The 22026-nt window shown below is 42.8% G+C and carries 20 protein-coding genes, 1 tRNA gene and 1 pseudogene; 7 read left to right on the top strand and 15 right to left on the bottom strand.

The window, feature by feature from the left end:
* Positions 1–8 precede the first annotated feature (8 nt).
* Positions 9–1136: a DUF1822 family protein gene (locus IM462_RS01150; RefSeq protein WP_287702055.1), complete on the bottom strand. Its 1128-nt coding sequence runs from the start codon at positions 1134–1136 to the stop codon at positions 9–11.
* Positions 1137–1138: 2 nt separating this feature from the next.
* On the bottom strand, positions 1139–2386 hold the full coding sequence (locus tag IM462_RS01145) for a sigma-70 family RNA polymerase sigma factor (RefSeq protein WP_287702053.1): 1248 nt from the start codon (positions 2384–2386) through the stop codon (positions 1139–1141).
* Positions 2387–2658: 272 nt separating this feature from the next.
* Between IM462_RS01145 and ftsH3 the strand changes: the two genes are divergently transcribed.
* Positions 2659–4512 (top strand): ATP-dependent zinc metalloprotease FtsH3, encoded by a 1854-nt coding sequence (gene ftsH3, locus IM462_RS01140; protein ID WP_052275780.1) that lies wholly within the window; start codon positions 2659–2661, stop codon positions 4510–4512.
* 817 nt (positions 4513–5329) lie between these two features.
* A complete protein-coding gene (gene miaA / locus IM462_RS01135; protein WP_287702051.1) occupies positions 5330–6277 on the top strand; it encodes a tRNA (adenosine(37)-N6)-dimethylallyltransferase MiaA in 948 nt (315 codons plus the stop codon).
* Here miaA and IM462_RS01130 read toward each other — a convergent pair.
* From IM462_RS01130 to IM462_RS01120, 3 genes are read right to left on the bottom strand one after another with little or no spacing between them, the layout of a single operon-like run.
* Complete coding sequence (locus IM462_RS01130) at positions 6219–7625, bottom strand: DUF2079 domain-containing protein (protein ID WP_287702049.1); 1407 nt, start codon at positions 7623–7625, stop codon at positions 6219–6221. The two genes, miaA and IM462_RS01130, sit on opposite strands and share 59 nt — an antisense overlap.
* Positions 7626–7637: 12 nt before the next feature.
* A complete protein-coding gene (locus IM462_RS01125) occupies positions 7638–8495 on the bottom strand; it encodes an amino acid ABC transporter substrate-binding protein (protein WP_287702047.1) in 858 nt (285 codons plus the stop codon).
* An 18-nt stretch (positions 8496–8513) separates the two neighbouring features.
* The gene (locus IM462_RS01120) at positions 8514–9551 is read right to left on the bottom strand and encodes an AI-2E family transporter (RefSeq protein ID WP_287702045.1); all 1038 of its coding nucleotides are present in this window, start codon (positions 9549–9551) and stop codon (positions 8514–8516) included.
* 291 nt (positions 9552–9842) lie between these two features.
* Here IM462_RS01120 and psbM point away from each other — a divergent pair, with 291 nt between their 5' ends.
* Positions 9843–9950, top strand: a complete 108-nt coding sequence (psbM, locus tag IM462_RS01115; RefSeq protein WP_002745897.1) for a photosystem II reaction center protein PsbM — start codon at positions 9843–9845, stop codon at positions 9948–9950.
* Between the two features lie 979 nt (positions 9951–10929).
* Here the strand turns inward: psbM and IM462_RS01110 are convergent.
* From IM462_RS01110 to IM462_RS01090, 5 genes are all read right to left on the bottom strand, one after another.
* Complete coding sequence (locus IM462_RS01110) at positions 10930–11931, bottom strand: pentapeptide repeat-containing protein (protein WP_287702043.1); 1002 nt, start codon at positions 11929–11931, stop codon at positions 10930–10932.
* 697 nt (positions 11932–12628) lie between these two features.
* Positions 12629–12949 carry a type I restriction-modification system subunit M N-terminal domain-containing protein gene (locus tag IM462_RS01105; RefSeq protein WP_287702041.1) on the bottom strand — a complete coding sequence of 107 codons (321 nt, stop codon included), beginning with the start codon at positions 12947–12949 and terminating at the stop codon, positions 12629–12631.
* Entirely contained in the window at positions 12946–13320 is a 375-nt protein-coding gene (locus IM462_RS01100) for a hypothetical protein (RefSeq protein WP_287702039.1), read from the bottom strand. The genes IM462_RS01105 and IM462_RS01100 overlap by 4 nt, the downstream gene beginning before the upstream one ends.
* A 42-nt stretch (positions 13321–13362) precedes the next feature.
* Complete coding sequence (locus IM462_RS01095) at positions 13363–14250, bottom strand: alpha/beta fold hydrolase (protein WP_287702037.1); 888 nt, start codon at positions 14248–14250, stop codon at positions 13363–13365.
* 118 nt (positions 14251–14368) lie between these two features.
* The gene (locus IM462_RS01090; protein ID WP_149974437.1) at positions 14369–15076 is read right to left on the bottom strand and encodes an SIMPL domain-containing protein; all 708 of its coding nucleotides are present in this window, start codon (positions 15074–15076) and stop codon (positions 14369–14371) included.
* A 166-nt stretch (positions 15077–15242) separates the two neighbouring features.
* Between IM462_RS01090 and IM462_RS01085 the strand changes: the two are divergent.
* Together IM462_RS01085 and IM462_RS01080 are read left to right on the top strand one after the other, a co-directional pair.
* A pseudogene (locus tag IM462_RS01085) lies at positions 15243–15635 on the top strand (hypothetical protein); the annotation flags it as partial.
* Between the two features lie 417 nt (positions 15636–16052).
* Entirely contained in the window at positions 16053–16655 is a 603-nt protein-coding gene (locus tag IM462_RS01080) for a Uma2 family endonuclease (protein WP_287702034.1), read from the top strand.
* Positions 16656–16775: 120 nt separating this feature from the next.
* Here the strand turns inward: IM462_RS01080 and murA are convergent, their stop codons facing one another.
* Entirely contained in the window at positions 16776–18089 is a 1314-nt protein-coding gene (gene murA / locus IM462_RS01075) for a UDP-N-acetylglucosamine 1-carboxyvinyltransferase (RefSeq protein WP_287702032.1), read from the bottom strand.
* Between the two features lie 191 nt (positions 18090–18280).
* On the opposite strand from murA, the gene IM462_RS01070 reads away from it, so the two are divergent.
* A tRNA-Leu gene (locus IM462_RS01070) sits at positions 18281–18364 on the top strand.
* Positions 18365–18426: 62 nt separating this feature from the next.
* The gene (locus tag IM462_RS01065; RefSeq protein ID WP_287702030.1) at positions 18427–19218 is read left to right on the top strand and encodes a TrmH family RNA methyltransferase; all 792 of its coding nucleotides are present in this window, start codon (positions 18427–18429) and stop codon (positions 19216–19218) included.
* A gap of 75 nt (positions 19219–19293) precedes the next feature.
* Here the strand turns inward: IM462_RS01065 and IM462_RS01060 are convergent, their stop codons facing one another.
* The 4 genes from IM462_RS01060 to IM462_RS01045 form a co-directional block, all read right to left on the bottom strand.
* Positions 19294–20067, bottom strand: a complete 774-nt coding sequence (locus IM462_RS01060) for a hypothetical protein (RefSeq protein ID WP_287702028.1) — start codon at positions 20065–20067, stop codon at positions 19294–19296.
* Between the two features lie 374 nt (positions 20068–20441).
* Complete coding sequence (locus tag IM462_RS01055; RefSeq protein ID WP_287702027.1) at positions 20442–20627, bottom strand: hypothetical protein; 186 nt, start codon at positions 20625–20627, stop codon at positions 20442–20444.
* 1 nt (position 20628) lies between these two features.
* Positions 20629–21195, bottom strand: a complete 567-nt coding sequence (locus tag IM462_RS01050) for an ATPase (protein ID WP_287702024.1) — start codon at positions 21193–21195, stop codon at positions 20629–20631.
* Positions 21196–21256: 61 nt separating this feature from the next.
* Positions 21257–21745: a DUF29 domain-containing protein gene (locus tag IM462_RS01045; RefSeq protein ID WP_287702022.1), complete on the bottom strand. Its 489-nt coding sequence runs from the start codon at positions 21743–21745 to the stop codon at positions 21257–21259.
* Positions 21746–22026: the final 281 nt, after the last annotated feature.

Raw genomic sequence — 22026 nt, 5'->3', positions numbered from 1 at the left:
TTCCTCGCTTATACTTGTAAATATTCGGTGACTCTTGCCGATTCTAAGGCCACTTCAATGAAGAATTTATCCCCCAATTCAGCATCAAATCGATAACGAATAAATTCATCGTTATCTGTGGCAATTACTTCTCGAAAAACCTGACCAGTTTCGGTGAGAATAGTTAATTTTAAATGGGGGGGTAAAGTGCTTGTTTCTCCGGTGGGGTAAACAGTCGCTTGTAGGCTAAATACTTCTTCAGTTTTAGCGATAGTAATCATCAAAGCGAGGGAATTTCCCAGTAATTCTATTCCTAAATCTTTGATGCGTTTAATTTCTGTATTTTTGAAAGCTGGAACCAGTGACAGTGAGCTAAAATCGAGGATACTTTGCCAATCAATGGGGAAATTATCAGTAAACCAATTGGTTAACTTGACGGGGGATTTTTGCCGACGGGTAATTAAAATTTTTCTCCAGTTACTATTGACGATAACTGCTGCCCATTCCTGAAAAGCAACGGCTTTTCTGGGAAAGATTAACTGAGGATTAGCTAAGATGTCTAGCAAGGTTGTCAATCTATCTAAAGATAGTTTTTCTTCCATCTTTTCCCGTTCAATCTTAACTGCTTGTAATTGATACTCTCCCCATAAATCCAAAGAATCTGATCCTGATTGCAGTTGATTTCTCGGTAGAGAGTAGTTAAGATTACGCTTAATATATTGTCCTTTTTCCTTAATATCTTTATAGGTAGTATAACCCCAAATTCTTAGATGACTTTCGGCAGTGTTTACCTGTACCGCTAGATAATAATCACCAATTAATTGAGGAATATCTACCCATTCTTGAGGAATTTCGATCGCTTCTAGATCCAGAGTTTCGCTGGCAATAAATATTACTGACTTTTCGCCTAATTTAACGGTAAAACCATTAACTCCTAGTTGCCAGAAATCCTCTTGATTTTCTACTAAACTAACCCCAGGCATCCCTGACTGTAGATAGTTAAAAATAACTTGTTGACAGAGATAATTAACATAAAATCTCTGACGAATACTGGCATCAGTAAAACTGGCACTTTTTGCCCAACTTATCTCTTGAATATCTGCGGGTATTTCTAGCCAAATGCTATCAGGAGTTAGTTCTAACCAATCATTAACCATAATTAATCCTCCTGAGTTGTTGCGCTGGTTTGATAGTAGTATGTTAGCCATGGTTCTATTGCCTTACTAATAACTTCTCTATCGGGAGACTGGAAAGAAATATGCAGGTTTTCGCTGGCCCAGGGTAAAAACTTTTTAGCGAGGTGACGATAAACTTTATCCAGTTCCCTAGAAACCTGATATTGTTTGATAACCACCGTGGTGATTTCTGTAATCTTAGCGGCAATTGCCACTTGTCCCAACCCTGAACCATAAGTCATCTCTAGAATTAACTGAATTTGCGGATGCAGTTTTGCCTGTTGCGGCTGCTGACAAATCTGTTGAATTTCTGCGCGTAACCAAGCTAGAATTTTTTGGTGGTTTTGTTGCGACTCGCGAAAATTTTCCGCCGCTTCTAATTGCTGCCAAGGGTTATTATGGAGAGTATCTTCGATCATTTCTTCCCTCGTGCTACTTTCCTCACCCCCTAAAGGTTGCTGTAGAGAAATTGTTTTTCCTTGGGGAAATAAATAATCAGAAATAGCTTGTCCCGCATCCTTTAACCATCGGGTAATTGTCGCAGAATTGATTTTGATGGTAGAGTGGCTATCCGAGTTATAAGCAGCGGCGATTTTTTGCCAGATTTCTGGACTAGGTTCCTGAATTTTACCATCGGTTTTTATTTTTGCCTGGGCATAAATTTCTTTATAGTAATCCCAAGCTAAAAGGTAATTTTCGAGAGTTTCCCCCACTAATCCCCTCGCTAGGAGAGCTTGGCTGAGACGCGCTCCGGTAGAATTAAGTAGTAGGCTCCAAGTATTATGGCCGAATGCTTGACTAATCTGACGGATGCGATCGATTAAGCGATATTTAATCCTCTGATTGGCAAAATTATCGAAGCGAGTGGAGAATAAAGGCTTAAAGTCAGCTAAGATAGCCTCAAAATCAAGAATTCCTTCGTTAAAGTAGTCTTCGATCTGATAATCCAGTTTAGCTTGATATTTTTGATAGATTTCGGCAGCAGCCCAGTAGCAAGGTTCCTGCAAATAAGCGTATAAATGCCCACGACAAAGATGATTTTTGGAACCGTGATTCTGATACTGTTGGTGAAAGAATAGAGACCAATAATCCTCGGACTCGACATTAGGATCGATTTGGCCATAGCTTTCCATGTTACGACGCAAACGCCGATCGCAATTCCATTCTGTCCTATTTTGCTGCAAAACTAAAAAGCAACAAAACTTCTCCAGCAAAGTCTCTCGTTTTTTCATCTAGCTAGTCCCCGTGGAGGTCAACTAAACTCTCTATCGTTCCACTTCCAGCTTTTATGCAGTATTTTGGCATTTTGTTACAAATTGATCATACTCGGTCGAGGAGAGTCACATTGACATACTCCCCCACCCCCAACAGCTAACCCCGATGGAGGACTACGAGGGGCATCTTTTAAAAAAACCTGTCCACTGTTCCTGAGAAACGTTAACATAAGTTAACAACCCCTTAACAACCGATAAGATCATCCCCAATTTATCAGGAGTTCGACAGCGTGAACAAAAACGGTAATAACAAAAAATGGCGCAATGCGGGACTATATGCCCTATTGTTAATCGTAGTCCTTGCCTTGGCCTCAGCTTTCTTCGATCGCCAGCCAGCAGTGCAACAGACTTGGAAGTATAGTGAATTTTTACAGGAAGTGCGGGAAGGTAAAGTGGAAACCGTGCGCTTAAGTGCCGACCGGCAACGGGCGATCGTACCCACCCAAGATGGTGCAAATGTATTAGTTAACCTGCCCAACGATCCGCAATTAATCAACATCTTGGCAGAAAATAACGTTGATATTTCCGTACTGCCCCAAAGAGAAGAAGGAGTATGGGTAAGAGCTTTCAGTAGCCTCTTTTTCCCGATTTTACTTCTTGTTGGTCTATTTTTCTTGCTCCGTCGCGCCCAAAGTGGTCCCGGTTCCCAAGCGATGAACTTCGGCAAATCGAAAGCAAGGGTACAGATGGAACCCCAAACCCAGGTTACTTTCGGTGATGTGGCCGGGATTGAAGGGGCAAAATTAGAATTAAACGAAGTGGTGGACTTCCTGAAAAATGCCGATCGCTTCACGGCAATTGGGGCAAAAATCCCCAAAGGAGTCCTTTTAGTCGGTCCTCCGGGGACAGGTAAAACCCTACTCGCTCGCGCAGTAGCTGGAGAAGCAGGAGTCCCGTTTTTTAGCATTTCCGGTTCGGAATTCGTGGAAATGTTCGTCGGGGTGGGTGCGTCTCGCGTCCGCGACCTATTTGAACAAGCGAAAGCGAATGCACCTTGTATCGTCTTTATCGATGAGATTGATGCTGTCGGTCGTCAACGGGGTGCCGGTTTAGGGGGTGGTAACGATGAACGGGAACAAACCCTCAACCAATTATTAACGGAAATGGACGGTTTTGAAGGTAATACAGGTATTATCATTATCGCCGCCACTAACCGTCCTGATGTATTGGATGCCGCTTTATTACGTCCGGGTCGTTTCGATCGCCAAGTAGTGGTGGATCGTCCCGATTACGCTGGCCGTAAGGAAATCCTTAATGTCCACTCCAGAGGCAAAACTTTGGCCCAAGACGTGGATCTCGATAAAATCGCCCGTCGTACCCCCGGTTTTACCGGTGCGGATCTGGCTAATTTGCTCAACGAAGCCGCCATTTTAGCGGCACGTCGCAATTTAACCGAGATTTCTATGGATGAGATCAACGATGCGATCGATCGTGTCCTAGCAGGTCCTGAGAAGAAAAATCGCGTCATGAGTGAAAAACGCAAAACTTTAGTTGCTTACCATGAAGCTGGTCATGCTTTGGTGGGTGCTTTAATGCCGGATTATGATCCTGTCCAGAAAATTAGTATTATTCCTCGCGGTCGCGCTGGGGGTTTAACTTGGTTCACTCCCAGCGAGGATCGCATGGAATCCGGGTTATATTCTCGCGCTTATCTGCAAAATCAGATGGCTGTAGCTTTGGGGGGTCGTTTAGCTGAAGAAATTATCTTCGGTGAGGAGGAAGTAACTACGGGTGCTTCTAATGACCTGCAACAGGTGGCACGAGTAGCGCGGCAAATGGTCACTCGTTTCGGCATGAGCGATCGCCTGGGGCCAGTGGCCTTAGGTCGTCAAAATGGTAATGTTTTCCTAGGTCGTGATATCGCTTCCGATCGAGATTTCTCCGATGAAACTGCGGCAGCTATTGACGAGGAGGTGCGTAACCTAGTGGAACAGGCCTATCGTCGCGCTAAAGAGGTTTTAGTCAATAACCGCGCCATCTTGGACCAGTTAGCACAAATGTTAGTGGAAAAAGAAACCGTGGACGCAGAGGAGTTGCAAAATATCCTCGCTCATAACGATGTGAAAATGGCGGCTTTAGCTTAAGTTTTGTAACATTTTCTTGACAAACAGCATCCTGATGGGTGCTGTTTTTTTTGTTAAACGAAAATTAATGACAAACTTAAGCTGTTAATCAGCTTAACAATAAGTAGGGTTTGCGGCAAAAAGTTTTTCTTGGGGGCAGGGTGTGGGGTGTGGGGTGTAGGGTTTTACCGATTTTGAAGGGGTCAATTACCTAATTTTCAGGGAAAGAGTCCCTGAATTTTCCCCCCGATCACTCCCATATCTGGTACTTTTTGATTTACAAAAACTCTAAAAGTCTTAACCAACAAGGGTTTTACCATTATTCAGCCAGCCCTAAGTAATAGGACAAAATTAACTTTTTAGTTAGGATAGGCAAAAGGCAACAGGCAACAGGCAAGAGGTAGTTAGATATGTGTAATTAATTGTGTCTAGCTACTTACCCTGTTTAAATGGGTCTTAGCTTAACATTCCTGTCTTTTCACTGATTACTGATTACTGATTACTGATTACTGATTACTGATTACTGTTTACTGTCATGTAAAATCGATGACTACTTCCCCTTTCCTCTTGGCTGCATCTCACATTTGCAGAAATACCGACAATCAGCAATTATCAGTGACTCTTAAATTGGTACAAATGTATGAACAACTGCGTGTAAGCATCCCACCGAAAAGCTAATGCGCGGGGGGTTTGGGGGCGGCGCCACGCCCCCAACGGGGGGTTTGGGGGGTAGAACCCCCCAAAAGCTGGGATTGAGTGATAAAATCACAAGTAAGGCCCGATTTTAACCGAGAGTTTCCCCTTAAAAATCCCAACTTGGTAGATTTACGAAAATGAGATGCAGCCTTCCTCTTTACCTATTTTAATTGTTATTTGTGGGGCAACTGCCACAGGAAAATCCAGTTTAGCCCTACAATTGGCCGAAAAGTTTAATTCAGTAATTCTCAGTGCCGATTCCAGACAAATCTATCGAGAATTTAATATTGGTACTGCTAAACCTAGCTTAGAAGAATGTCAGCGGATTCCCCATTATCTAATTGATATTTGTCAGCCTCAAGATAATTTTACCCTAGCACAGTACCAAGAACAAGCTGAGAAGTTAATCAGCACTCTCCACTATTCTCCTCTGTTTTTGGTCGGTGGTACGGGACTTTATATCAAGTCCATTGTCAAAGGTTTAAAAATACCGAGGGTTTCTCCTCAAGCGGATTTAAGACGGCAATTACAAGCTTTAGGACAATCCTATCTTTATCAAATTCTGACCCAGGTAGATGAAGATGCCGCTAAAAAAATTCATCCCCATGATCAGGTAAGGACTTTACGCGCTTTAGAGGTTTTTTATCTGACAGGAAAACCTATCTCTAGTCAGCAGGGAGAAAATCCCCCCACTTATCCAATTTTACAAATTGGTTTAGATTGTTCCCCAGAAAGTTTAGACAAGCGGATCACTGTTCGTACTGATCAAATGATTGCAAAAGGATTAGTAGCAGAGGTGCAGAATTTGGGGGATAAATACGGTTGGGATTTGCCACTTTTGCAGACTTTGGGTTATGCAGAGATTAAGCAATATCTGCTCGGGGAAATTTCTTTAGAACAGGCGATCGATTTAATTATCCTCCATACCCGTCAATTTGCCAAACGTCAGCGCACTTGGTTTCGTGCCGATGCTGGTATTGTCTGGTTTCCCATCGATAAAGAAAATTTATTGGAATTGGTGGAACGAAAAATTATTTTGTTCCTTGAGGGGTTGTCAAGGCCCGATATAAAAACACATCATCCTGATTAACGATTAACCGAAAGTTCTCATTTTGATTCAGTTTATTTAAGTGATAATCAATTAGTTCTGGTGAACTAGACCAACCGGGATGACGGCGATCAAGTAGGATATAATTAAATTGATTTAAATCTAGGGATTGGGAGCCTTCGATCGCTAATTTGATCATTTCTCGATGGGTAAGATGGGGGGCAATTCTAGAAGTAGTCAAGACACTCTCACTGGTGGTAATTTGGGTTAGAGCTTTTTGGGTGGCGGACCAAGTATCGAGGGAATTTAAATACAGTGACCAAAAATAGCCGTATTTAGCTAAGGCAAGAAAGGCAATAGTTGCCCAAGTAATTATCCATTTAGGTTTTTTTAACCAGTTACCATTATGGGCTAAAGTGGCGATAACCGCTAGAAATAAAAAGGGCAAAATTGGCAGGGAATATTGAGTGGTTAAGTTTTTTTGTGGGGCATGATCTGCCAATAAATTTAAAGCGAGTGCGGGAATAGCGGCAATTATTGGGGCAGAATAGCGCCAGGATAAACCCCAAACTAAGGGAATAATTAATAGGATTAGGTATTCTAGATTATTGCCAGTAAAGATTTTTCCCAAGACTAGATCGGGTTTGAGGAAAAGATTAAAGATAATTGCTGGCAAACTATCTCCTAGATAACTATATCGAGAATCGGCCATTTCAACAACTGCCGATTTTCCTGTCAGGAGGGGAATTAATAACTTCGTGGTGATAATAAACCAAAGAATGCCGGTAATCATGGCAATTATTCCGGGGATTTTTTTCTTTTCCCAGAGAAGTAACCAGATACCCATTCCCAACAATGTTAAAGAGAGAATTGCTTTACAACCGAGAATAATAATGATTCCTAGAAAAAATCCCCAGAGATTATTTAATCTTGCGGCCAAAATTGTCCAAAAAATGGCTGGAACTGCGATAACTTCAGGATGAAAATCAAAGAGATTAACATTAAAAATCAGGGGATAGAGCAGATAAACTAAGGCTAATGTATAAGCTTGTTTTTCTTTTAATCCCGCTTGTATTGCCAATTGCCAGAGGGGAAAAGCACCAAGAGAAAGGGAAAAAGCTTGTAAGAAAAGCAGCCAATAAACGCTAGGATAAATTTTATAAAGTAAGGCTATAGGATAGAGAATAAAAGCGATGTGATCGCCTAAAATATGGTAGTCAACAAAAGATATAATCGGTGGTTTACCTTGAGAAATTAGGTAAACTCCCTGATCAAACCAGCCAAGATCGAGAGCGTTAGATTGAAATAAAATATGTCTGATCGTGCTGCAAATAAACAGGATTATTGTAGCGCAACCAATTAACCAAAATATATCTTTTTTTTTGTGCATAATCGTTAATTTTTACTGGGATTTTTCGGGATTATTACGACAATACTGCCAGGTATCTCTAAAATAGGAAGCAACTTCAGTAAACCATGCTTTAAAAATATTTCTGTTCTCACTGGTGACGATAACCCCATTAATAAACTCTTGCCATTGGGGATCATTAGCGGGAAGAATGAAACCATAATAATCGCAATTTAAAGGATTGCGCGGGATAAGTTGATAATCTTTTCCTAGGGATAAACCGAGAATGACAGCTTCTCCAATTAGCAGAATACCATCACTAGCAAAAGCATCTATTCTATTCCTTCTTAAACTTTGGATACCCCGCAGTCTTCCCGTCACTCCTTGAAATTCCTGATAGGTAGCAAGAGGATATTTTTGTCTTAATAATTCTTGAGTGGTGGTATCTCGCAAAACTCCAATACTTATACCTTCTAAGGACGAAGAAAAGTCAAAATTTTTCTGATTATCACTCCGAACTAAAAACTGAGTTCCCGTGACAAAAAAAGGACGAGAAAAACTAACACCATCAGGTATATTTTTTCTGATACTATTAGGACCACACTCGAAATCAACGGTTTTATTTGCCAATAACTGGAAGCGATTAAATAAAGTTGATTTATAAATTTTGACACTGATGATCCGGAGGTTTAATTTATGCTTGAGTTCCCCTCTGAGCAATTGGATAAAATCTAAGCATAATCCCTGCAAATTATTATTACTATCTCGATAGCCAAAGGGAATGGCATCTTCTCTCATCGCTACTTCTAATAATCCCGTGCGTTTAATTTTTTCCAGAACCGTTTCCGACTTAGCTGGGAGAGCAGCAAAAACATTAGATAAAATAACGAGAGTAAGAATGATTAATTTCATGACTTTTGCCGAGATTATTTAAGATTTGTTATGACCGTGATCCCATTGATCTAAAATGTCTTTGAATAATAATTCATCTAACCATGTTTTTACTACCACCGTCAAAGGTAACGCCAATAACAAACCTAAAATGCCAAACATTTGAGCGAAGAAAATTTGAGCGATTAGGGTAATTGCTGGTAGTAAAGATACCTGTTTAGCCATGACAGTGGGTGTCAGCCAATAACTTTCGACATTTTGGATAATAAAATAGAGAATCAGAATAGCGACAATTTTCCAAGGTGCATCGATAACAGCAATGAGGATCGGAAAAATCACACTAGCAGTCGGTCCGATATTAGGGATAAAATTGAGCAATCCTGCCAGGATAGCATGAACGAGAACTAGATTAATTTGTAGAAGCCAAAGACCGAAACCACTGAATAATCCCACCATAGTTGAACTAATGGCAATTCCCAACAACCAATTACCTAAACCCGCTTCCGATAGGGTCAGAATTTCCTCAGCACGACGACGATAGAAGTTAGGAAATAATTTTAAGAAAGCTTGTCGATAGGGTTGGGGGTTGGCTAACATCATAATTGCTAACACCAGCACGAATAATAATTGCAAAATTGCCGCAACTGAGTTAGAAAAGAAGGTAAAAAAGTTACTAAAAACAAAGGTTCCTAAAGGTTGTAACTGCTGGAATAAATCAGTTAAATTAGGCAGCGATGGCAACCAATCAAATTGAAATTGTTGTCGCCATCGAATCGAGTTATTGCGGACTAAATCCCAAGCTTGCGGTAAAAGTTCAATTAATTTTTGAAACTGTTCGATAAAGGGGGGAACAATAATTATAAAAAATAAAATCACAATTCCTAGACTCGTCAGCAGGGTAATTAAAATAGCCAAACCCCTTTTAATACCTAATCTCTGCAATCCTTTCACACATCTATTTAAGGCTACAGTAAACACGATCACCATAAAAATCAATAATAACAGCTGTCGAATCTGCCACAATACATACAGAGCCATTATTAAACAGATAAACCCCAACCACTGACCAAATTTCACAACCTTGATTTATCCTATCGGGACAAGTTTTATCATACAGCAGTCAGCCGTCAGTCGTCAGGATTCAGGATTCAGTATTCAGGAGATTATTTTTATTTATTCTCTCCATCTCCCCATTCCCCCACTTCCCCACTTCCCCACTTCCCCACTTCCCCACTTCCCCATTCCCCCATTCCCCACTTCCCCACTTCCCCACTTCCCCTTCCAAATCGGCAACGCCTTGGCTTCTCTGGGATGATATTCTAGGAGTTAATCTTTATGTAAATCCGTTGTCACAGAGGGAGTTAACTCATGCAAGTAAATAATCTCGGCTTTATCGCTAGTATCCTATTCGTCCTAGTCCCCACCGTTTTCCTCTTGATTCTGTTTATCCAAACCAGAGAGGAAACCGAGGGTTAAATTCCTTCCCTATCCAGGGTAAGCGCATCTTAACAAGCCTTGACAAAATGAACTTTATGTGAGTTGCTTACCCAGAGAGCGATTCAGGCATATTTGAGGAGAATTGGCCATCTCAATTGTTAGGCAAAAATCGACCCATTTGGTCGATTTCCTAACTATTTTGATTGACTGGTATCACTTGAAATGCCCATGCGGATCACAAAATTGGCCAATTGTCAATAGCGTTTGAGATGCTCTCACCCTGCTTCCCTATCCCTATTCTTCCTAAAAACCCCGGTGATTTCTGGAAGTCATGCGGGGTTTTTCCCTTGAATTAGGGGAAAATGCCAGTTTCGTCACCTGATCCTAAATCCGCTGAGTATAGGCTACTTATGAGGACAGGCACTTATGCAAGAGGCAAGAGGCAAAAGGGTGAATAAATAAAGTGATTTCTGATCAAGAAGATACCTGATAAGTAGTTGGAAAAAAGTAAAGTTAACTGTGGGCTAAGGAGTCGGTCGTCGGTCGTCAGTAAGAATTACGGCAATTTACATTTCTTAAGATAGACAACAGAATTTATGTCCGACTACTTAGTAACCATAATTGAGAAAGTTTGTGCTGCTTAAATAAAGAGGTTTTGACAACTAAATTAAAGCATATCTAAAGAGTTTTGAGTTAAAAGTTAAACTTCAGGTTTTCATTTAGAACGATTGTACTAATTAACTAATTTTTTGGGTAAAATTAGTTGGTCACCCATTATAACATATAATTAATTTGCAAGAGTTATATAGCGTTTCTGATTCACAAGAGGTACATTCCCGATCCTGAACAGCTTAATCAGCAAAGGTTTAAGTGTGCCGCACAGATGCGAGAACCGCTATATAATTTATAATTCATAATTCCCACTCCCAACTCCGGCTCTCCCTTTTGCCGAAGAAAAACCCCACGGTTATAGAAATCTTGGCGGAAAAGTCTCTACAACCAGGTTTTTCTAGGAATATTAGGAAAGGAGATTGCCGCGACTACCGTTAGGAAGAATAGTTTCTTCAAGGGAAGCGGAAAGAAGATTATTTTCGGTTAAAATCGCCCCGATTAAATTAGCTCGTTTGAGATTAGCCCGTTTAAGATTGCTTCCCACTAAATAACTTAAGAGTAATCCGGCTTGGTGTAGGTTAGCACCGGAAAGGTTAGCGGAGGCTAAATTAGCACCGAGAAGATTACAACCGGTTAAGTTAGCTTGGCGAAAATTGGCTTTATTCGCGTCAGTTTTGCTTAAATCGGCACCGGTTAAGTTAGCTCCCTCAAAATCACTACAATTGAGGTTAGCTCCCGTCAGATTAGCTCCTTCGAGGTTAGCATAACGTAAATCCGCCCCCCGTAAATCCGCCCCGCGCAAATCGGCATAGCTGAGGTCGGCGTATTGAAGGTGGCAGTTTTCCAGATTAGCTTGATAGAGATAGGCTCGAATTAGGTTAGCCTCTTTTAAGTTAGCATGGCTAAGATTAGCAGAGCTAAGAATAGCACGAGTGAGAATAGCCCGTTTTAGGTTAGCTTTCCCCACCATAGCATGGGTTAAAGTGGCTGAGGTGAGATTAGCCGCTTCCAGATTCGCCTTGAACAGTTGAGCAAAAAGTAAGCTACTGTGAATTAAACAGGCAGAACTTAAATCAGCCTTTTTCAGAACAGTATTACTCAAAATTGCGCCGCTTAGGTTACTTTGGTGCAAATTTGCGCCAGAAAGAGCGGCTTTAGTTAGGTTAGCATCGATAAGACAAGCTTTGCTTAAATTAACTTCTTCTAGGTCAGCAGCCTTGAAATTAGCGTTAATTAAACAAGCTTCGGTTAAATTGGCTTGTCTTAAGTAGCTATGACTTAGGTTAATCTGGTTTAAACACTGTCTCTTTAAATTGACTCCGCTAAGTCTGACTTCCGCAAAGTTGCGTTCACCTCGATTATACAGTTCGATTAGATGTTCACGATCGGTTAAGGCATTGCTACTCATAAAATAACTAAATTGTCCTGGAAGGTGATTTCCAGAGAATTGGTTGGGGAAAATTACTGATCATGAAGTCGATCTCTAGGATTAGTACAGGGAGCGACTGGGGATTTTTGCGAATAAATAGAAATTTTCAACCAATTACGGGCTTAAAATCCCTATTGGCAATCACTGAAACGGGTAAATAACTACAAGAATCGGGGTTCAATACCAAAAACAACCTCTACCTAAACCCGCCACTTGTTACCAGCCAGGTCTAGGCATTAAATTAGAGAAGTCTTGTGCGTCAGTTTTTCTGACTGAATCTACTGCCTCGCCGATGTCTTGACTCGGTATCATACAGTTGAATTTGTTAGGTCTGCTTAGTCAGTCCAGTAGCCAACAGGCTAAAACTCTTAATCACCAGATTTCGGGGACTTTCTAGTTGAGCAATCATAAAACTTCGTAAAAGTCAATCCCTCTTAAGGATAAATCGCCCCATTCTCTTCCCTGAAGCCTTGGCTCAACCAGTTTATCAGGTTGTGGTCTGTTTTGGCAAGAGGGGTTAATGGCCTTTCAGTAATTCCCAAGGCAAACGGTAACACAGAATACAGAATCATTCTTACTCTTGCCCTTCAAAATGAAGTAAAGGGTTTGAACAGTAGGTTTCGGGGGAATGGAAGTCAAACAACTGGATTTTATGGGGATGCTGAACTATTTCCAGTTAGTTATCGCCGGGATAACTGACCCTCGAATTGCCCAGTTGCCTGGGATCATCGAGGAGTTTCTCGAAGTCGTAGGGACAACTGTTATAGAAGGCAAATCCTGATTTTTTGCACAGGAGGGGATCGAGGTTGTCGAGCTTGTCTTTGTAATGGTTGTAGGCTGCTAAGACCTCCTCTTTGGTCGGCTCTAACACACAGTCGAGGCGACGCAACACGGTGAAAGGCAATATAACATCTTGATATTTGCCGCGCTCAAAGGTGTCGCGGATTAAATCCGCGATACTCCCAATAAAACTCACCTTCTCACCGAAGTTGTTCATCTGTTAAGACCGCAGTTTCCCCGCGACCAACCCCATTCTTCCACTCCCACGGAAATTTGCGAACCGGGACGGACATCTCCTTTCGATAAGTCTATCAGAGTGACACTGACTGCGGCGAATAAACTGCCCCGATAAATCGGTTGTCCTTTGTTGTTGGTATTTTTAAAACTAAGACTAGAAACTTGGGGAGGTTGACCGGAGCGCGTCCAGCGAATGCGCTCAAAACGTCCATTGATAAATTCTGCTGAATAGGACCAACCGTTATTCATGCGGCCTCGACAAAAAAGCTGTTGTGTGGCTACGGTAGGGGGAATATTGACAGATAAACTCAGAAGGCTGAATGAAGCGAGAGCGATCGGCAAAAATTTCATAAAAGTTGGCACTATAGGGTCAAATAACCCTATTATAAGTTTTTAGTTCGCAAATTTAACTATCGCGGCCGCGGTAAGTTCCGGTTTTTCGAGATGGGGAACATGACCACAGCGAGGAATCCAGACCAGTTGATTATTAGGTAAAGCCTGCTGAAATATCTTCGCGTCTTTTGTGCCTAAAATTTGATCGTTTTCTCCCCAAATAATCAGAGTTTCTCGGTTTATTTGGCTTAATTTCGGCAAAAATGCCCCATAACCGCCACTTTTGGTAAAGGAGATTAAAGCCTCACTCCAGTGGGGACAATTCAGGTGCAGATTAGCACAGGTGCAAGCATCAACAGTGGCCAAAGTTGCATCAAAATAGGCGGTACGACTGATATTTTGGCGCACGCGGGGATTGGCTAAAAAATTAGTTGCCCACTTATCGAGGGGAGAAAACATCAATTTACCCAAAACTGGGGGATTAGCTAGTCCTGCGCTGTCAATCAGGACTAATTTCGCCACTATTTCCGGGTAGGAGAGGACAAAATCTAGGGCCACTGCACCCCCCATGGAAGCACCGACTAAAATTATCGGTTCGGCGATCGCAGTTTGCCAGAAATGGTAAAGATGGCTTTTAATAGTTTTCGGAGATACTTGTAAATCTGGGTATCGCTCAGTAAAACCGAAGCCGAGTAGATCTATCGCCCAAGTTTCCCTATTTCGGGCGAGTAAAGGTAGTAAACGCCGAAATTCCAGCAGGGAACTATCAAAACCGTGCAGGAGAACAAAGGGCGGTTGACCTTGCCCTTGTTGACTATAGGTAGTTAGAATCGATCGAGGATAGATGGGGCTATCGATGGCAATTTGTTGGATATTCTGGAGGAGAGCAAGGGAGGTATCTTCGCTCAATCCCTCGCTAACAGTGGGTAAAAAGTTAGGATAATTCACGGATGAGGGGGACAGTTTTTTCTAGAGTTTCCGAACATCGGCGTTGATTTTATCAGCCTGTATCCAAGATTTCCGGTCAAAAAAAACCCAGGCTGATAACTGATAGCTGAAAGTTATCTTAATAGCTAATTTCGAGGGTGACAGCAGCGCGCAGGGTTTGTTCCCCTCCGATAACCGGGCTACTGGCAGCATCGGCACTCCGAAAAACCGCTTCTGAGCGGGCTATTGGCACGGGATTACTGGTATTACCCACTTGGATAGAAACCGTTTCTTTCGGCACTAAACCGAGGGCTTGTAACACGATTGTAGCCTGTTCTCTAGCTTGTTCCGTGGCTTTGATGAGAGCGGTTCTTTGGGCAGCTGCGATCGCTGATTCTCCGGCAGTAAAACTGACCCCATCGATGCGTGTTGCCCCGACTTTGACCGCTTCATCGATTAAAATACCCGCTTGGGCTATATCAATCTGAAAACTAATCAAATTAGCCCCGATATAACCGATTAAACGTCTTTGATTGTTGCTGAAGTCGTAATTGGGCTGTAAACTAATGCCGGTGGTTTCCAATTTTTCCACTTGACGGGAACGGAGAAATTTAACCACCGCATCGCTACGAGTGGCGGTTTCCCGCTGCACCTTACCCGCTTCTTTGCCTTGAATTTCTACCCCTAAGCGCACTATTGCTTGAGAAGTGGCGATATTTTCTATTCCTTCTCCCGTTACGGTAATTGTCCTCAATTCTCTTTCGTTTGCGTAACTAGGCATAACTAATCCGGTGTTGATGAGGATAAGGGACAGCAAAAAAGCCAAGCAAAATTTTCTGTAATTCATGAAAAATCCGTAGCGATCGATACTATATTTCGATTCTAGCCTTTATTTTGGGCAATTGAGTGGAAGATTATCCCTTTTCTGTCACTTTCGGAAAATCCCCGTTAACTCCAACTGCTGAAACTCTTACAGCCTTTCTCACAAACATGAAGTACAATGTTATCGATATCCTTTCCAAGAGAATTTACTGGAAATTCTGGCCAACTGGCGCAAGAGTTTGGAATTAAGAGATAATTTAAGTGCCGAAGAACAGGAGGACATCATGAACTTATCACCAGCTTATTTACAACAACGAGAAGAGTGGAAACAAGAAGGGATACAAGAAGGGATACAACGAGGGATACAAGAAGGGATGCAAGAAGGGATACAACGAGGCAGTTTAGAAGAACGGTATTCCCTGATAACCAGTCTTCTGGAAGGACGTTTTGGCAGCCTAGATACAGAATTATCTGGTCTGGTGGAACAGATTGCCCAACTTCCTATCTCGGAACGCACCGGGTTACTTCTTTCTCTGGCTAATTTATCTCGCTCAGAACTGTTAGAAAGATTCAGGGAAAATTAAACTTTCACTCCCCCTAAGCTAGGAAAAACTATCCCCAAGCATTAATAGAAAACGGGTTTCTCGGAGAAACCCGTTTTCTGTGCGTTACTCAACGGATTTAGTATGACAACTGATAAAAACCCCTCCAATTAATGAAGGGAAATTGTCGGATTTTATTGATGGTATTAGGAGACTTTTGTGGTTTCTTTTTCTGAAAAGACGGACAATAAAAGGAAAATACACACTTTTGTCTTTATAACTGTATTCTAAGCTACATTTTTATAAATATTTACATTCCTCTCCGTCAGGCTTCTTTGGCAACTTTAAGAGCGATCGCCTTCTATCTTTTAGTAGTCAATAATGCCGATGACAAGAGCTAAGTTAAGATTGAAGGGCATTCAGTTGTTAACTCATGTAATTCTTGAGTGGGGCGAAAATATGACGACACTACTTGTACAAGCGACCTCGGCTCCTTTGATGATTGATCTTCCTTGGATTATGCCGATGACGGAGGAGCAGTTTTATGAATTTTGTTTAGCCAATCGAGATTTACGCATTGAACGCAGTGCTAGTGGAGAAGTGATCGTTATGCCTCCTGCTTTTTCAGATACGGGTAATCGCAATCTTAATATAGCTGTGCAACTGGGGAACTGGTCAGAACTAGATGGGACGGGGCTTGGGTTTGATTCTAGTGCGGGTTTTACGCTGCCCAATGGTGCGACTCGTTCACCGGATGCTGCTTGGATTAAATTAGAACGCTGGAATGCTTTAACAGAAAAACAAAAAGCCTCTTTTGCCCCCATCTGTCCCGATTTTGTCATTGAATTGCGTTCTGCTAGTGATACAGTATCCAGTTTGCAGAAAAAGATGGAGGAATATATTGCCAATGGTACTTTATTGGGTTGGTTAATCGATCGCCAAAATCGCCAAGTCTATATTTATCGTCCCCATCGAGAACCGGAGATTTTAAATGCTCCTGAAACCATTAGTGGTGATCCAGAATTGCCGGGGTTTGTATTAGTAATGGCTAAGATTTGGTAAATGCGATCGCTGATGAAAGGTTCCGTCAATATAGAACAACCAAGCACGATTAACGCTGTCCTATATTGTTGCTCACGGGAATTCTCAACACTGATAGAACAGCGATAACTAATCATCCTATTAAGATTGGGTCAGGGTAGCCAATTCTGAGGCCAAAGGATCAACCCGGCGTAAATTTGCCCCTAATGCTCCTAATTTACCCTCTAAATTATCGTAACCTCGATCGAGGTGATGGAGTCCCTGCACAATAGTAGTCCCCTGGGCTGCCAATCCCGCCACCACCAAAGCTGCCGAAGCGCGTAGATCCGTGGCCATCACCGGCGCCCCAGATAGGAAAGGCACACCGCGCACTAAAGCCACATTTCCTTTGACCTTGATATCTGCTCCCAGACGCTTTAATTCCGCCACATGACGCAGGCGATTTTCAAAAACCGTCTCATTAACCACGCTACTGCCCTCGGTTAAAGTTAACAGAGCCATAAATTGGGCCTGCATATCCGTGGGAAACCCGGGATAGGGCAGGGTTTCGATATCGGTGGCTTTTAAGTCTCTAGGGATAATCCGGAGACGATTGGGACCATCTTCCACCACTTCCGGACCGATTTCGTGCAGTTTAGCAATTACCGAAGCTAAATGGCTGGGAATCACGGGATAAAGACTAATTTCTGAGCGGGTAATCGCCCCGGCTATCAGTAAAGTCCCGGCTTCAATGCGATCGGGAATGATACTGTAATCGGTACTGTGCAGACGGGAAACTCCCTCGATGACAATTGTATTGGTCCCAGCACCGCGAATTTTTGCCCCCATGGAAACACAAAAATTGGCTAAATCAATCACCTCCGGCTCCTGGGCTGCATTACCGAGAATGGTTTCCCCGTCCGCTAAAGTCGCCGCCATCATTAGGGTTTCCGTCGCTCCCACACTGGGATAATCCAGATAAATATTCGCCCCTTTCAGACGACCATTACCTTTAACGCGGGCGTGTACCATGCCGCCATCGATTAATACATCTGCACCCATTGACTGTAGGCCCCTAACGTGCAGATCCACTGGTCTGGCCCCAATGGCGCAGCCGCCGGGGAGGGGAACTTTTGCTTCTCCTAAACGGGCTAAAATCGGTCCAATGGCAAAAAAACTGGCCCGCAACTGGGAGACGAGATCGTAGGGTGCTTGAGCTTGTTTGAGGTCTCTGCCATCAATCTCTAGTCTATCTCCGGTGCGACGGACTTGCACGCCCAAAGCCGAGAGAATTTGACTCATCCGCTCGATATCGGCCAGGGCAGGTACATTACCAATCTGGCACTCGTCGGAGCAGAGTAAAGCACCCGCCATAATCACTAGAGCGGCATTTTTGGCACCACTGATCTTAACTTCACCCTTGAGAGAGTGACGACCTTGAATTTCTAAATAGGGATGCTCGGTATCGATGGTCATAGGATGATTCATTTATCTTGGTTGGGAGTCTTGGCTAAGGAAAGCTTCGGTAAAATTAGACTGCATCTTATCAGATTTTTGAACGAATTATCGGTGATTCTACCCCGAAAAACGATTTTTGTCTTAATTATCTGAACTATCTTGACTTATGGATTGTCCGATAGTATAATAAAAGATTGTGAAAGAAAAACGCGGAACTGGCGGAATTGGTAGACGCGCTAGATTCAGGTTCTAGTGTCTGCAAAGACTTTCGGGTTCAAGTCCCGAGTTCCGCATTATCTCCCTCAAAACGTAGTTATTTAGGGCAGCCCTAGCGGGGTGAAAAATCCGATTGGCTATGATTAGCAGTGTTCAAAACCCTTTAATCAAGCAAATTCGCAAGCTACACCGCACTAGAGAGCGACAGGAGCAGAATTTGTCCTTAATTGAGGGAACGCACTTACTAGAGACGGCTTTAGCCCTGAATTGTTCCCTAGAAACGGTTTGTTATACTGAAAAGTGGCAGCAAAGACAGGGAGAATTAGCGGAGAAGCTTCAAAATCAGGCGAAACGAGTCGAGATAGTTTCCCCGGAAGTCCTCGCTTCCCTAGCGACAACGGTTAATCCCGATGGTGTGATTACCACTATTGCCCGTGATCACCTTCATCCAGTCCCCCAAAATCCGCTACAATTGGGCTTAGTTTTGGAAAGATTGCAGGATCCGGGTAATCTCGGCACTATTATCCGCACTGCCGTGGCTACAGAGGTACAGGGTATCTGGTTAAGTCTCGATAGCGTCGAAATCGATAACCCCAAAGTGATCCGCAGTTCGGCGGGGGAATGGTTTCGATCGCCCCTGGTGGTAGAATCGGATTTATCGGCTTTAGTGAAAAAATATCAAGCACAGGGGGTAAAAGCGATCGCGACTTTACCCACAGCCACCAAAAACCACTGGGAGATTGATTTTACCCGTCCGACTTTAATATTATTAGGCAATGAAGGAGCCGGTTTATCGCCCCAATTAGCGGCTTTAGCCGATGAAACGGTGAAAATTCCCCTCTTTGGTGGTGTGGAATCTTTAAATGTTGCGATCGCTACTGCTGTCATCCTCTACGAAGCTAGAAGACAATTAAGCTGCCCGCGCATTTGAATTGCTTGTTGAGATGAGGCACTCATGCAAGGGGCAAGAGGCAACAGTAAAGAGATTGGGGGAGATTTAGCCAATCTAAGAAAGTGATAGCAAAGTAGCGATTGCGGGGAGCAGTTTTGCACATGACTCGGCCAGTTTGGCAGCATCGGGCAAACCAGCAATCGTTCCTTTGAGAATTTTCAAAGCAGTTTTTGCCGCTTTTTGGAGTGCATTATCTTCGGGTTTCTGTCCTGCTTCTGCCAGGGTTTTGACCTGTTCCATCGCCTCCGCTTTATCTTCCGGCGCTAGGTGGGATTCATTTTTGATCGCAGATTGAAGCTGTTCGAGCAGTGTGGCCAGTTGAGTTGCTTCAGGGGTATTCGTCGATTGCAGTTGACCGATGCTGTTCGTGACCACACCGCTAATTTGTCCGAGTGCAACCCCGGTCATGGTTTGGTTTTCGCCTGCGGCGGCAATTCCGCTCACGTTTCCCTGTACGCCGCTGATGTTGACGTTTCCTTTATTTTCTGTCATAGTTTCTACATGGTTGTAATAGTTTTTCGCGTAAACCTTTTGGCTGCTGATGGCGGGTTCAGCAAAGTTAGAATCAACCGCTTCATAAGCTTCTCCTCTTAGAGCGCCCTTGTATTCATCCGAGGCTATTCTTTGCCACTTAATATAACGATGGTCTTGTAATGTAGCGAGCTCTGAGAATTCGACCTCAGGACAGCTATCAGAACCCGTGTAATTTGGCCAACTAGGGCCGTTGAAAACCTGACAACCCCACAAAATATTGCCCTCGGGAAGATGACCAGCCCGTACTTCTTTGACTATCCATCGTAAAAGGTTTTTTTGATTTTCTGTTAACATAATTTATACCTCGAAAGGTAAAGAACAGTACTATTATACTATGTAGTTTTGATTTTCGTAACGGGAATTTGCTAAAACCGACATCTATATAGGGTCTGCTGAAAAAGTACGGGCGAAGCATTCGGATAGAAAATCTACGGTTTCACTGATAGGTTATTGCCCGAATGCTTCGCCCCTACAGGACACGGGCCGATGAAGACGCAAGGTTTTAAACGAAGATTCTCTCAAAATCTTGCACCCGTGAGAGCAAAACAGAACCCTAAAACCCTTACCTCGTCTATATTTCACATTTATTCAGCAAGCCCTATATAAATCCCTCGGATAGGTGAAACTGTTTCTATGAATAGTGAAATTTGAGACAGTCAACCAATTTTTTACACTTCCGTTTTTTTGGCAAGTTTTGGCGGAATTTGGGCGGCTGTTAAGGTGACAATTTGGCCATCTTTGAAAATGCTGATAGACTCTCCTAAGAGGCGGTGTCTCTCAATTGCTTCTGCGATTGCGACTCTAACACCTGTATCGATTTTCTGATGCAGTTCCGTTAAGGTGGGTTCATTCATTTTAGTTTCTGGTAATGATTCGGAAGGTGTCTGGGTTATAAATAATAGGAGGTTGATTAAATCCTAACGCAGCAACTAAGTGCGGCTCATCCCCAGAATTATCATAGATCACCCAAGTATCGCATAAAGGTAAATACAACTGCATGAGGTTAATACGTCCCCGCTCATAACGACGACGAACCACATCTTCAGGAATATTATGACCGCCACTGGCTACCCTTCTGTGAACTCTCTCTAAAGCTAATTGTGGACTTTGTAGCCAAAAATAAATAAGATTGAGCCTATAGCCAGAACTGCGACAGTCTCTCAAAAAACGGGCAAAATGTCGGGCTGCCAGGGTGCTTTCAAAGGCAAAATCTATTCCTTGGCACTTCAGTGTTATCAGTCTTTCTAACATCAACCGTCCTGCTTGGATAGCAACCGACTCAGGATTAAAAGGTGAGAGTCCGGCGGCAATTTCATCGGCGTTAACGTACTCGATAACGCCTAAAAAGTTGGGTAAAATTTTTTTAGCGACGGTGGTTTTCCCGGAACCATTGGGGCCAGCAATTAGATAAACGTCAGACATGAGGGAAAAGCTCGTCCTCCAGATTATTTTGAGATAACCTCGAACTAACTATCAGTGGCTCTCAACTTTCCGTAAAAAAAGGTGAGATATCGATGGGGAACCAATCCCCGTCTAATACTTGTTCGAGAGTGAATATAGACTCTAGGGGAATTATATTTTTATCGACAATTCTCCCATCAATTAGGGTTTGTCTTGCGTCTGAATAGGCCTCCCCAAAGGAATTAATGGCATGATTTTTTAGCGTTGGGGTTTTGATCTTTTTTTTCAGTTGCACTCGAAAAGTGGCTATCTCTCCCAGCCAATGACGCGCGTTTCGTTCTCTTTCCGTTGTCCAATAACTCAGTTTTAAAAGATGAATCAATAGTTGAGTTAATAAACTTTCGACGGCCTGGCGCTCGCTTCTCCCCATGCACTCCACTTCCTCGATCAGATTTTCCCAGTCCACTCCGTCAAACTCTTTTCGCTTTAAAAGTTCGGCGGTTTTTTCTGTCCAGAGAACAAAATCTTCCTCGTAGAGAACGGAGAGCAATAGCGGGGTTTGTGCGGTCATAATAGATTTCTGGGGTTGCTGATTTGTGATAGGAATCTTCTTGTGTGGAGTTTTTAAAACCTAGAGCCAAACTAAGTAGCTGGTTATAATTAAATTAAAAATGGATTTTAGGTTTGATCCCCCCTTCCCCCCTTGATAAGCTATCCATTAGTCACATCTTTCTTAACATAAAATTTGACAAAAAGAGAAAAGTGTGCAAGATGGCTCAAGGGGGTTCTATGGGGGGACTAATTTGATGAGATAGTTTCCAAGTCTGGCTGATATCATGTAACCTTCGCAGT

The organism is Microcystis sp. M144S2 (genome assembly GCF_020246065.1).
Classification (GTDB): domain Bacteria; phylum Cyanobacteriota; class Cyanobacteriia; order Cyanobacteriales; family Microcystaceae; genus Microcystis; species Microcystis ichthyoblabe_A.
Note: the sequence above shows the minus strand (reverse complement) of the source record. Positions and strands in the feature narration are given on the sequence as shown.